The 12096-nt window shown below is 60.9% G+C and carries 10 protein-coding genes; 6 read left to right on the top strand and 4 right to left on the bottom strand.

The features are described from left to right. The first annotated feature begins 23 nt into the window (after nt 1-23). Nucleotides 24-1643 (top strand): AAA family ATPase, encoded by a 1620-nt coding sequence (locus U1A53_RS13055; RefSeq protein WP_322281524.1) that lies wholly within the window; start codon nt 24-26, stop codon nt 1641-1643. A 109-nt stretch (nt 1644-1752) separates the two neighbouring features. Next, nucleotides 1753-2022 carry a hypothetical protein gene (locus U1A53_RS13050; RefSeq protein ID WP_322281523.1) on the top strand — a complete coding sequence of 90 codons (270 nt, stop codon included), beginning with the start codon at nt 1753-1755 and terminating at the stop codon, nt 2020-2022. 63 nt (nt 2023-2085) lie between these two features. Here the strand turns inward: U1A53_RS13050 and U1A53_RS13045 are convergent, their stop codons facing one another. Both U1A53_RS13045 and U1A53_RS13040 read right to left on the bottom strand, forming a co-directional pair. Next, on the bottom strand, nt 2086-2922 hold the full coding sequence (locus U1A53_RS13045) for a sugar phosphate isomerase/epimerase family protein (protein WP_322281521.1): 837 nt from the start codon (nt 2920-2922) through the stop codon (nt 2086-2088). Further along, entirely contained in the window at nt 2919-4319 is a 1401-nt protein-coding gene (locus U1A53_RS13040; RefSeq protein ID WP_322281519.1) for a hypothetical protein, read from the bottom strand. The genes U1A53_RS13045 and U1A53_RS13040 overlap by 4 nt, the downstream gene beginning before the upstream one ends. Before the next feature lie 113 nt (nt 4320-4432). Between U1A53_RS13040 and U1A53_RS13035 the strand changes: the two genes are divergently transcribed. Together U1A53_RS13035 and U1A53_RS13030 are read left to right on the top strand one after the other, a co-directional pair. After that, nucleotides 4433-7114, top strand: coding sequence for an HAD-IC family P-type ATPase (locus tag U1A53_RS13035; protein ID WP_322281517.1), 2682 nt, complete (start codon nt 4433-4435; stop codon nt 7112-7114). Nucleotides 7115-7159: 45 nt separating this feature from the next. Further along, on the top strand, nt 7160-8476 hold the full coding sequence (locus U1A53_RS13030; RefSeq protein ID WP_322281515.1) for a hemolysin family protein: 1317 nt from the start codon (nt 7160-7162) through the stop codon (nt 8474-8476). Here the strand turns inward: U1A53_RS13030 and U1A53_RS13025 are convergent. Beyond that, nucleotides 8465-9739: a putative Na+/H+ antiporter gene (locus U1A53_RS13025; RefSeq protein WP_322281513.1), complete on the bottom strand. Its 1275-nt coding sequence runs from the start codon at nt 9737-9739 to the stop codon at nt 8465-8467. The two genes, U1A53_RS13030 and U1A53_RS13025, sit on opposite strands and share 12 nt — an antisense overlap. A 231-nt stretch (nt 9740-9970) precedes the next feature. On the opposite strand from U1A53_RS13025, the gene U1A53_RS13020 reads away from it, so the two are divergent. Both U1A53_RS13020 and U1A53_RS13015 read left to right on the top strand, forming a co-directional pair. Next, nucleotides 9971-10210: a DUF2934 domain-containing protein gene (locus U1A53_RS13020; protein WP_322281511.1), complete on the top strand. Its 240-nt coding sequence runs from the start codon at nt 9971-9973 to the stop codon at nt 10208-10210. A gap of 22 nt (nt 10211-10232) precedes the next feature. Beyond that, complete coding sequence (locus U1A53_RS13015) at nt 10233-11147, top strand: universal stress protein (RefSeq protein WP_322281509.1); 915 nt, start codon at nt 10233-10235, stop codon at nt 11145-11147. A 6-nt stretch (nt 11148-11153) separates the two neighbouring features. Here the strand turns inward: U1A53_RS13015 and U1A53_RS13010 are convergent, their stop codons facing one another. Beyond that, nucleotides 11154-12092, bottom strand: a complete 939-nt coding sequence (locus tag U1A53_RS13010; protein ID WP_322281507.1) for a calcium/sodium antiporter — start codon at nt 12090-12092, stop codon at nt 11154-11156. Nucleotides 12093-12096: the final 4 nt, after the last annotated feature.

The raw sequence follows: 12096 nt of genomic DNA, 5'->3' as shown, positions 1-12096 counted from the left end.
TCAGCCATCGAGTGGGCCGCCTCATGATCTCCACCGCCACCCAACGTCTGCTGAGCTTCCTGTCCGACATCGATTCGTATCCGCATCACCCGCCGCAGGTCACGTTGGTGCAAACGCATGCCTCATGGGTCTTCATCGCGCCGCCCTTCGTTTACAAGATCAAGAAGCCGGTGAACCTCGGCTTCCTCGACTTCTCCACGCTTGAACTCCGACATGCTGACTGCGAGCACGAGCTGGTGCTGAATCGCCGCCTCGCCGAGGACATCTACCTGGGTCTCAAACCCATCTGCGAGAGCGATGGCAGTCTGCATTTTGGCAGCGACGGTGTGATCGTCGAATGGGCCGTGAAGATGCGTCAAATGGACCCGCGTTACTTTTTGAAACAGCTCATGCAGGATCAAGCCGTGGGCATCCCGGAGATGGATCGCATCGTGGACAAGCTCCATCGCTTCTATGCCACGCAACCACCTCTGCCGAAGAGTGCCGTGACGACGGCCAATGAGCACCTGCGCCAAGGCACCGAAGACAACTTCAAGACCGCCAGGCAGTTCGTCGGCCAAAGCCTCTCCCAGCACGCGCTTGATGCCATCGCGCTCTACACCCGTGAGTTCTTCACACGGCAGAGCGCTCTACTCGACTCACGCCTGCACGACGGCTGGATTCGCGACTGCCACGGCGATCTTCATCTCGATCACATCCATCTCTCACCCGAGGCCGTGCGCATTTATGACTGCATCGAGTTCAACACCGACTTCCGCTGCATTGATGTGGCCTGCGACATCGCGTTTCTCGCCATGGACCTCGATTTCAATGACCGACCCGATCTTTCGCGGCACATCGTCGAACGCTTCGCCGTGCTGCTGGAAGACAGCGGCATGAAGCCGCTGATGGACTTCTACAAATGCTATCGCGCCTGTGTGCGCGGCAAGGTGGAAAGCATGCACGCCAACGCGGAGACCGTGGCTGATGCTGAAAAGCAGTCGAGCCTGCAACTCGCCCGCCGCTACTTTCAGCTCGCGCTGCAATATGCCGTCACCCGATCTAAGCCGTGTGTCTTCGTCTTCATGGGCAAAGTGGCCTCTGGCAAGTCAGCGCTCGCCGAAGCGCTCAGCCAGGAGACCGGCTGGCCGATTCACTCCTCAGACCGGCTGCGCAAGACACTGGCTGGCACACCACTGAACCATCGCGGCAGCAAGGCAGAGCGCGACGCGCTGTATGCGCCCGAAATGACCCAAAAAACTTACGACCTGCTGTTTGAGCAGGCCCTCGCCTCACTGCACAAGGGCCACAGCGTCATCCTCGACGCCACGTTCTCCAAACTCGATCATCGCAACGCCCTCAAGCAGCTCATGGCTTCGGAAGGCTGCGACGTTCGATGGATTGAAGCCTGCGCTGGTGAGCCGGTGGTGCGTGAGCGCCTCCAGGAACGCGACCAAGATGCTACGGTCGTGTCAGACGCACGCCTCGAAGACTACAAGCTCCTGAGCGCCAACTACGAACCACCTCATGAACTGCAGCCAAACGAGAAGCTCTCGATCCTGACAGACGGGAAACTCGATCAGGTGCTTGACGTGCTGTTGAGCGACCTGGTGATCCGCCAACAGCAATCCATAGCGACTGCCAATCTTGACGGCCAGAGCTAATGGATTCCAGTAGCATCTATCGCGCATTTCCTCGGATAGACACGCAGGGCAACCTCCTCTAAAAAGCAACATCTACGAGCCCCCAGCAGTTCGGTAACGCGATGAATGCATGAACCATGGCACCTCCAAACAAGATTGCTCGCTTCCCTGTCCTTGGGTGGGTACGGGCCAGTGTCTGTTGCAGCAGGTGTGCGGCACCGTGGTGGAAGGCGGGCACCTGAGCTATGGCCAGATGGCGGGCCTTCATACGCTCTACTATCCGCATGCACTGCCGCCCTGCGTTGCGCCGGACGGACGACTGCGCTGGAATTTGGAAGGCTTCACCGCAGGATCAGAACTCGCTGCCGCCGACTGGAACGACGACTGTCCCGGACTCTAAGAAACGTGCAGCCTGCCGCAGCGGTTGATAGCTGGAGCACTCGTCATCTCACGGTGATGTTGTTCAGACAGCTCCACCCACACGATTGAGGTAATCACGGCCACGCACGGCGCGCGCGAGCATCGACTCCACAGTGTCCTGCCCGCCACCATGAAGTTCCAGCACCAAAACACCGTGAAAGTGATGGTGGCGCAGTTCACGGATGACCCAGGGCCAGTCGATGGTGCCCTCACCAGGCGGCAGATGGGCATCCCAGTCGCCGCAGTTGTCATTGATGTGAACCATCTTGAGATGGCCGGAGAGCTTCTGAATCACCAGCGCCATCTCCCGTGCCAGGTGCGCGTGCCCGGTGTCCAGACAGGTGCCCACGTCGCAGACGGTGATCTCGCCCAGCAGATACATCATTTCCCGCACATGGCCGAACATCAGATGCGCGAGCATGTTCTCCAGCAGGAGATGGACGCCCAGTTCGCAGCAACGCGCCGCCACACGATTGAGAGAGGCGGCGGCATGATGCATGTGCTGCAGGAATTCCGCCTCCGGGGGGCGCCCCTCACGTTCCGGTCCCGGATGCAGGACGACATGCTCGCAGCCGAGCAGGGCCGCGGCTTCACAGGCGCGCAGCAGTTCCTGCACAGCCGCCTCCCGTGTTGTCTCGTTCAACGCCGTGATGTCGATCCTGTCGGCAAACGGCGCATGGAACGACACCGGATCCAGTTGCAGGGCGCGCAGGCGCTCTGCGGCACGCAGGACTTCATCTTGGTTGTGAAAGTCGAGATGCTTCGGAAAGGAGCAGATTTCAATCTGGCGAAATCCCGCGTCGCGCACAGGCTCCAGAATGTCAAAAATGCTGCGGCTGTAAAAACAGCCGGTTGAGAGGGCGATGGGCCAGTCGTTCATGAGGGCAGATTGGAAAGCAGTTGGGTTCGTGATGTTTCCAGCTCACAGAATCCCTCTGCGGGTGGATGGCAGAAGCCTTTTTCCTGGGTGGAGGTGCAGTTGAAATCCACCAGGCGGTCCAGCCCGGTGAAGTGAAGGCCGGCGAACAGGCGTGTGTAAAAATCAGCGCGGGTGCCGGCCTCATAGTCATCCCAGCGGATGCCCCAGGCATGCGCCGGGTTCTCGAACTTCGACCGGATCAGGCCGGCGATGTGCCGTGGATGCCAGCCCTGCGCGAGCATGCAGCGCGTCACCAACTGCATGCCGGCCGGCTTCAGCAGCAGATCGTTGGGCCATTCGAGCAGATGTCTCACACAGTGTGGCAGCACGTCCAGAGGTGTGTGATCGTACGTTTCCGGCCAGCGCTCCTGTGGATCATGCTGCGTTGAATAATAAAACTCATGAAACCGGCGCAACCGCGAGGCCAGGTAGTGATCCAGCAGGCGCTCGGTGCCCGCTTCCTGCAATGGGATGCGCACACACGCTCGTCGCGCCAGATCCAGCACATCCTCATCCACCTGCCGGGCCTTCAGGGCCTGCCGAAAGTCCATTTCGTGCAACGGAATGGAAACCATGGCGGGAATTTCTTCCTCCAGATGGAAATGGCTCACCAGCCCGGTCACCCAAGGTTTGCGATAATTCGTGAAGGGCATGCGAATCATCCGCGCGTGCAGCGGATCGCCATACTCCGAGATGTCGATGGAGATCATCTCACGCCGCGCCGTCACGCACGGCCCCACGTGCACGGCGGTGATCTCCACCGGCAGGATGCACTGTGAGGCGGCCTTTTCCTTGATGCTGTGCGCCACAAACTCGATCAGCAGCGCCACCGACGCGAAGAGATCCTGATCGCCTGCCCCGATGTGCCCGGTGAGGATGGGCGGCAGCCGTTCCATGCACCGGCGAGTCAGTTCCGGCGCTGGAGACAGGCTGCGGAGGCGTGCCGCCACCGCACTCTCACGGCTGACACGCCACACAAAGTGATGCCCCTGCCCGGTGATCAGGTGCAGCGGGCGGATGCCCCACTCCAGCAGCAGCGACTCGATCACCCGCACCACCGGCTCCTGCAGGTCAAAGCAGCGCCATGGATCCACAAACGCCTCGGCGGGTGAATCAAAGTTCACATACTCGACGTCCAGATGCAGCAGGCAGGACTGTGAATCCGCCAGTGACCGGGCAATGTCCAGATCACGCTCCAGAAACCAGTCCAGCTCCGCTGGCGGACGCAGTTCCCTGCGGTCAAAGGTGAATCCATCCGAATGCGTCAGATACACCGCTGTGGCGTGGTCAAGCGAGTCGCCACCGAGAAACTCGATGAGACGCTGCCTTACCGCACCATCTCTGTACAGGGCACTCATATGATCAGCATCCTAACGGCAGTCCGCTCAGAACAAACGAAAAACTGCGCCACGAACAAGAGCGGCACAAACATGGCATGGCAGACGTATGGCATGTGTCCTACCATCCTTCCATGCCTGCCCCCCCCCCTCTCAACTGGCACGCTGAGATTCCCGAAACTGCACTGAAAAACCTGCAAAGCGACGCCCGCTCCGGTTTGACCGCCGCCGAGGCCGCCTCACGCTTCGAACAACACGGCCCGAACGAACTGCCCGAGGCCGCGCACAAGCCGATGTGGAAGGTGTTTGCGGCGCAGTTTGCCAGCCCGCTCATCTACATCCTGTTCGTCGCAGCAGTGATCGCGTTTGCGATGGGGCATTCCAATGATGCGTTCGTCATTCTCGTCGTGGTGCTGGTGAATGCGGTCATCGGTGCGCTGCAGGAAGGCCGGGCGGAGCATTCGATGGAGGCGCTGCGCAAGATGTCATCGCTCAAAGTGCGCGTGGTGCGGGATGGCACCGAGTCCATCATTGAAGCACGCGATGTGGTGTCCGGAGACGTTGTTTTGCTCGCTGCGGGAGATGCGGTCAGCGCGGATGCACGTCTGCTCGAAGCGGCGGCGCTGGAGGCCACTGAAGCCGCGCTGACAGGCGAATCTCTGCCCGTTTTAAAGCATACCGGGGCGCTGCCGGAGGACTCGGGCCTCGGCGATCGCAAAAACATGATCTACTCCGGCACGCACCTCACGGCTGGGCGTGGACGAGCAGTGATCGTCGCCACCGGATTGCAAACGGAGGTCGGCAAGATCGCCAAGCTCACCTCGACGGCCACGGACCCGAAGACGCCGCTGGAACTGCGGCTGCATCAGTTTGGGCAATGGCTGGTGGTGGCGTCCATCGTGTTGTTTGGCGTGATCATCGCGTTCGGACTGCTACGCGGCCTGCCGTTTGTGGAGATATTCATGGTGGCGATCAGCCAGATGGTTTCGATGGTGCCCGAAGGTCTGCCAGTCGCGATGACCATCGCGCTTGCGGTGGGCATGCAGCGCATGGCACGGCGCGGTGCCATCGTGCGGCGTCTCGCGGCGGTGGAGACGCTGGGCTCGACGAGCATCATTTGCAGCGACAAAACGGGCACGCTCACGAAGAATGAGATGACCGTCACCACGCTCATCCTGCCCGATGCGCGCTGCGTCAAAGTTACAGGTGCCGGTTATTCGCCGGAAGGCAGGCTCAATGTCGATGGCAAAGAACTCAACGCGCCCAATGACGCCGCCGTGAAGTCGCTGCTGGAGGCCGTGGTGCTCTGCAACGATGCCCAACTCGTGCCGCCCGATGCTGCTGACACACGCTGGCGTGCGCTGGGTGATCCCACCGAGTCCGCGCTGCTCACCGTCGCGCTTAAGGGCAGGGTGGAACCGGAAACACTGCGCCATCAGTCACCACGCCGCGCAGAGATTCCGTTTGATGCCACCACGAAGATGATGGCGACGCAGAATGGTCACAACGCGAGCGGGCGCATCGTTTTCAAAGGCGCACCGGAGATGCTGCTCGACCTCTGCGATCCCTCGACCCTCGATCTGGCCAAAACACATCAAACCGCCACCGATCTCGCCGCGCAGGCATTGCGTGTGCTGGCCGTGGCCGAGGTGAATGACGCCGTGCTCGATGAAGCGGCGGGCTTTGAGCCGTATCGTGGTCGTCTGCGCTTCCTCGGCCTGCTGGGGCAGATGGACCCGCCACGCGAAGAGGCCAAAGCCGCTGTTGAGGAATGCCTCGTCGCGGGAATCCGGCCCGTGATGGTCACGGGCGATCACAAAGCCACCGGACTTGCGATTGCGACCGCACTGGGCATCGCCAGGCCCGGTGACATCGCCGTGGATGGCGCGGAACTCGAAGCCATGTCCGAACCCGACCTGCGCGCGAGTTTGGACCGCATCTCCGTCTTCGCCCGCGTGCATCCGGCGCAGAAGTTGCGCATCGTCGAGGCCTTCCAATCGCAGAAACAGGTTGTCGCCATGACCGGTGATGGCGTGAACGACGCGCCCGCTCTTGCCACCGCCGATGTCGGCGTGGCGATGGGCATCACCGGCACGGAAGTGGCGAAGGGCGCGGCCAAGATCGTCATCACTGATGACAACTTCGCCACCATCGTCAAAGCCGTCGAAGAAGGCCGGCTCGTGTATCAGAACCTCAAGAAGGTGGTACTGTTCCTGTTCGCCACGTCTATTGACGAAGTTCTCGTGCTGCTGCTGGCGCTGCTGTGCGGCTATCCCCTGCCCTTGGCCGCCGTGCAGATCCTGTGGATCAACATCGTCACCGAAGGCACCGTCACCGTGAACCTCATCATGGAAGGCCTGGAAGGCGATGAAATGCGCCGGAAGCCCACGCCGTCTGGCGAGGCGCTTATCACACGGCCGATGTTCAACCGCCTGCTGCTCATGGTCACCACCTCCGTCGTTGCCATCTTCGGCTTTTTCATGTGGAGCATGGCCAGCGGCGCGCCGTTTGAACTCGTGCAAACGGAGACCTTCACACTCGTGGCCATCAGCCAGTGGTTTAATGTTCTCAACTGCCGCAGCGCGCTCAAATCCACGCTCAGCCTCGATGTCTTCAAGAACCTCTGGCTCGTCGGCGGCCTCGTGCTCGGCAATCTGCTCCACCTGCTCGTCATCTACACCGACACGCTCAACCATGTCTTCCACACCGTCCCCATCCCGCTGGCCGACATCTTCCTCCTCGGCCTCATCGGCAGCAGCGTGCTGTGGGTGGAGGAGATTCGGAAGTGGTTTGCACGAAGAGCGGCGAATAGTTGAGCGTGCCTTGCCCCGCAGCGTATTCATGGCTAACAGCACATATTCATGACCGAACTCGCCATCATCCTGCTGCTGCTCGTTTTTAACGGCCTCTTCGCCATGGCGGAGATCGCCATCGTATCGGCGAAGAAGGCGCGCCTGCAAGAGCGTGCGGATGGCGGCAGTGAGGGCGCACGACTGGCACTACAGTTGGCGCAGAACCCAGAACGCTTCCTCAGTACGGTGCAGATCGGCATCACACTGGTCGGTGTGCTGGCGGGAGCCTTTGGTGGTGCGAGTCTTTCCGGTTATGTCGTGCCGTGGTTGAAAGCGGTGCCGTGGCTGGCCGAACACGCGGAGCAGGTGGCGTTTGGCCTTGTCGTGGCTTTCATCACCTATCTCTCGCTCATCATCGGAGAATTGGTGCCGAAAAGCCTCGCGCTGCGCAATGCAGAAGGCATCGCGTGCGCCATGGCCGCGCCCATGAACTGGCTCTCGCGCATCGGTCGTCCGCTCGTCTGGGTGCTGGAACTGAGCACGCGCACGCTGATGCGGTTGTTTGGCAAATCCGAGGCTCCGAGCGGTCCGACACTGGCAGAGGTGGAGGTGCTGGTACGCGAAGGCCTCATCACCGGCAACGTGCATCATCAGGAAAGCGCGATGGTGGAGGGCGTCTTCGATCTGCGGGATGTGCGGGCGGAGGAAATCATGCGCCCGAAGCCGAAGGTGATCTTCCTGCACATCGACGACACGGCGGCGAGCGCGGCGGAGCAGCTCAGTGATGGCGTGCGGCAGGTGGTGTTCCCGGTTTATGACGAGACGCGCGATCATGTGGTGGGCCTTGTTTCGCTGCGCGCCTTGTTTTTGTCCGTGGCGAGCGGTCAACAGCAAAAGGTGAGCGAGTTGATGCGCGAGCCGGTGTTTGTCTCCGACAACCAGCCTGCGTTGACGTTGCTGGAGGAGTTGCGCAAGGCCTCCCACCACGCGGCGGCGGTGACAGACGAATTCGGCATCGTGCGCGGCCTGATAACGATCGAAGACCTCGCCGAGGAGATCGTCGGCGACCTTACGAACCGCCCAGGCTCGCCCAGCACACCGCAGATTCGTGAAAATGGCCCGCAATCGTGGCTGGCAGACGGCATGACCGAGATCGACGCCGTCAACACGACGATTCCAGGCTTTGAAACCATCTCCAATGCGGAAGAGGACAGCTTTCAGACACTGGCGGGCTTCATCATGCAGCATCTGGAGCGCCTGCCACGCGAAGGGGAAAAATTCACTGTCGGTGCGTTCGAGATCGAGATCATCGACATGGACCGTCAGCGCATCGACAAAATCAGCATCCGTCGTCTGCCCGAGCCAGCGCCTGAATCAGCCGACTAACCAGAAAAAAACCACCGCGATGGCAGTTGGTGGCAAGGCACCGACAAACAAGCCCAGGGGGCTGATGCCCTCGTTACCAAATGCCTTGGCGTTTTGCAGGATGCCCACCCCCGCAGGATTTGGCGCATTGGCGATCACCGTCAGGCCGCCACCTGTCACCGCACCGGCGACGAGCGCGTATTGCAAATCAGGCGTGATGCCTTCGACGAGTGAACCTAGATAAGTGAGCGCGGCATTGTCGGTCAATGCGGTCAGACCGGTGGCTCCAAAGTACAAGGTGGCTCCGTTCATGCCTTCGATCAGCGGTTTGAGCCACCAGGACTGCAAGGAGCCGAGCGTGACGAGCCCGGCGAGGAAGAAGCCGACGAGCAGGCCCTCACGCAGCTTCAAATTGTCCTGATACTCCCGCGTGGCGGTGACGAGGCCGAGGAAGATCATGAACACGCCGAAAAACACATCCGGGTGATGCGCGAAGCCCACCACGGCGGCAAGGAACCCGAGGTGCGCAAGCGTGAGCCAAATGGGGATGACCGCGCTGGGATTCGGCGCGGGCTTGATGCCTTGAAGTTCTTTGCGAAACACCAAGGCCACCAGCGCCGTGGAAACGAAGCAGCTCGCCGCCGCCCGCCAGCCGAAGTGCGTGAGCATGAACAGCGTGTCCCACTCCCACTTCGCCGCCACCATGAGCACCGGTGGTGCGGCGAAGTGTGTGAGCGTGCCGCCGATGGACACATTCACAAACAGCAGGCCCAGCGTGGCGTAAGCGAGCTTCAAACTGATGCCACGATCAAAATAACGACGCTTCAACACCAGCGCTAGCAGCGTCATGGCCGCCGGCTCGGTGATGAACGAACCCAGCAGGCTGCCGACGGACAAAGCCGCGCCGTAAAACGCCAGGCTTTCCGTCATCGGCAGCAAACGCGCAATGAACGAGATAAAACTCTCCGCCAGCTTCACCACCGGGCGCGTGGCCGCCACCACCATGACGACGAGGACGAATTTCGGCTCGGTGAAGTTCAGGCTCTCGATGTACACGACCGCGTCATGCACAGACCCCTTGAGCGCCGCGATCCCCGCAAACAACGCCGCCGCCCACAGGCCGAAGACCACCTCCGTCTCCGCCAGGAAGTGCAGCATGTTTTCCTGAATGGAACCTTTGGGATACTTGTGCGCCCAATGCGCGAAACGCTTCACCGAAAAGGTGTGCAGCACCGCAAGGGCAAACAGACTCGTTGCGAGGATTTCAGCAGGATTGGCAGTCATAGTGAGGGGGATTTTTCCAGTGTACTCAAGATGCAAAGAAAGAGAATCTAAAGCATCAGCAGCGCCGAATACCACCACGCCCATCCTGCCCGCGCCGCGCCAGCCAGCAGGAAAAGAATGGAGATGATCATGCGCGGCAGAACCCATGCTGGCTGTGGCAAGCGATGGATGCCGAGGGTAGGATAACACCCCATTTCTAGCGCGAGATCGGAACCTTATGATCGCGTCCTTATGACACCTCATCCCGCGTCCAACACCGAGGCAGCCAAGCCTTTCACCACTGCCGCGACTTTGGACGCCACGGAGCCGATGAATGACAATATCACGCCCTTTGCTCCCACCGAGGATGAAATCGCCGACAGAGCCTATCTCAAATTCCAAAATCAGGGGGCGTCAGACGGACATGACCTGACGCATTGGCTGGCCGCTGAAACGGAATTGATTGCCGAGCACGCTCTGGTGGGGACGTGAGGACAACACCGATCTCCCTCTTATGAACACCTCTCTCAAAACCATCCTCATCGCAGTTGATTTTTCCACCGGTTCACGCGCGGCGTTGGAGCAGGCCAGCCGTCTGGCACAGGTCCATGGGAGCAAGCTTCATGTGCTGCATGTGATTGATGCCCACGCCCTGGCTGCGATGGCGGAACGACGTGGTGAGGCATTCGAATCCGCCGCCCAATCAACCACGGAGGGCGGCAGAAAGGCACTGGAGAACTGGCTGGCGCAATCCAGCGTTCCGAGTGGCCACGAGATCACGCTGGTCATTGGTGTGCCGCTGCATGAGATCCTGGAGCACACGAAATCGCTGGGCGCTGACCTGCTGGTGGCAGGCATCGCAGGTGCGGGTGAGAACTCCGTGGGCGCGGGTTCCGTGTCCAGCAAGCTGGCACGTAAATCGGCGGCGCATGTGCTGCTGGTGCGCGCGGATCAGTCGCAGCCGTTTCAAAAGATCGTGGCCTGTGTTGATTTTTCCGAGCATGCGCAGCGCGTGCTGGCCCTGACGCGGGAGCTGGCGCTGCAAGACCATGCCAGCGTGGATTTTCTCCATGTCTGGGCGGACCCCGGCTCGATGCTGCCGGTCATGGGACCGTTTGGTGAGTCCGGGCTGAGCATGACCAATGCCACACTGGCTCCGCGTGATGAACTGACCACGGCGCTCCAGACGCATTTGCACGAATTCATCCACAGCAGCGCCGAAGGTCTCACCCACTTGGAAGTTCTGCACGAGGACCGCAAAACGGGCCGGGGCATCGCCGATCATGCGCGTGAGGCGGGCGCGGACCTCATCATCATCGGAGCGCTGGGCCGCACAAATCTGCGTTACCTGCTGTTAGGCTCCACCGTTGAGCGAGTGCTGATGCAAAGCGCATGTTCTATGCTCGTGGTGAAACCGGCGGAGGTGTGAGCGGATTCAGTGTCCCTCGCCGCCCGCGCTCACGGTGATCACCACATAGACGGCATACACCGCCAGCAGCACAAAGCCGCGCCAGCGGCCCAGCGCACCCTTTTTGCCGGGAAGAATCAGCAGCACGGTGATGCCGCCAAACAGCAGACTCGGCGCGATCTCCGGCACTTTGACCGCATAGGGCTGAATCAACGCGGCCACCGAGGCGATGAAGAAGACATTGAAGATGTTGCTGCCAAGAATGTTGCCGAGACCGACGTCGTGATGGCCGCGCATGCGGGCAATGAGTGTCGTCGCCAGCTCCGGCGTGCTGGTGGCAGCGGCCACCACGACCGCGCCGACGATGAAGGGGCTCCAGCCCAGCGCGGTGGCGACGCCCTTGCCGCCATGCACCACGAACTGCGCGGCACCGATCAGCAACGCGAGACCGGCCAGTAGCTCAAAGATTGTTTTGGGCAGAGACACATGCTCGCCCGGCTCTGTGCGCGTCACCGCATGCCGACGCGCATGACGGATGACGATGATGAGCCAGACGAAGAAACACACCATCATGATCCCGGCGTCGAGGCGCGAAAACCAGCCGTCAAACAGCAGCGCATAGACGATGCCGGGCACCAGCAGGCAAATGAACCAGTCACGCCGCACCCCGCCGTCCTCCACCTGCATCCCCGAGAGCGCCAGCACGATGGCAAGCACGAGCGCGACATTGACCACGTTGCTGCCGAGCACATCTCCGAGTGAAATCTGCGGCACGCCGTCCAGCGCCGCATGGATGGCCACAAGCAACTCCGGTGAGGAAGTGCCAAACGCCGCCACCGTGACACCGATCACCGCCGTGGGCCAGTGCGCCCAGCGGGCCAGGCCAACACCCCCTTTGACAAAAAATTCACCACCAAACCAAGCCAGCACAACACCGGCGATGAGCATCAAAATGTAGTCTTGCATAAGA

Source organism: Prosthecobacter sp., assembly GCF_034366625.1.
GTDB lineage: Bacteria > Verrucomicrobiota > Verrucomicrobiia > Verrucomicrobiales > Verrucomicrobiaceae > Prosthecobacter.
The sequence above is the reverse complement of the archived record's forward strand: the minus strand, read 5'-3'. Positions and strand labels throughout refer to the sequence as shown.

What these genes read in the sequence shown, in the direction of transcription:
- U1A53_RS13055 (WP_322281524.1), top strand. Translation starts at nt 24, where the DNA reads ATGATCTCCACCGCCACCCAACGTCTGCTGAGCTTCCTGTCCGACATC.
- U1A53_RS13050 (WP_322281523.1), top strand. Translation starts at nt 1,753, where the DNA reads ATGAACCATGGCACCTCCAAACAAGATTGCTCGCTTCCCTGTCCTTGG.
- U1A53_RS13045 (WP_322281521.1), bottom strand. Translation starts at nt 2,922, where the DNA reads ATGAACGACTGGCCCATCGCCCTCTCAACCGGCTGTTTTTACAGCCGC.
- U1A53_RS13040 (WP_322281519.1), bottom strand. Translation starts at nt 4,319, where the DNA reads ATGAGTGCCCTGTACAGAGATGGTGCGGTAAGGCAGCGTCTCATCGAG.
- U1A53_RS13035 (WP_322281517.1), top strand. Translation starts at nt 4,433, where the DNA reads ATGCCTGCCCCCCCCCCTCTCAACTGGCACGCTGAGATTCCCGAAACT.
- U1A53_RS13030 (WP_322281515.1), top strand. Translation starts at nt 7,160, where the DNA reads ATGACCGAACTCGCCATCATCCTGCTGCTGCTCGTTTTTAACGGCCTC.
- U1A53_RS13025 (WP_322281513.1), bottom strand. Translation starts at nt 9,739, where the DNA reads ATGACTGCCAATCCTGCTGAAATCCTCGCAACGAGTCTGTTTGCCCTT.
- U1A53_RS13020 (WP_322281511.1), top strand. Translation starts at nt 9,971, where the DNA reads ATGACACCTCATCCCGCGTCCAACACCGAGGCAGCCAAGCCTTTCACC.
- U1A53_RS13015 (WP_322281509.1), top strand. Translation starts at nt 10,233, where the DNA reads ATGAACACCTCTCTCAAAACCATCCTCATCGCAGTTGATTTTTCCACC.
- U1A53_RS13010 (WP_322281507.1), bottom strand. Translation starts at nt 12,092, where the DNA reads ATGCAAGACTACATTTTGATGCTCATCGCCGGTGTTGTGCTGGCTTGG.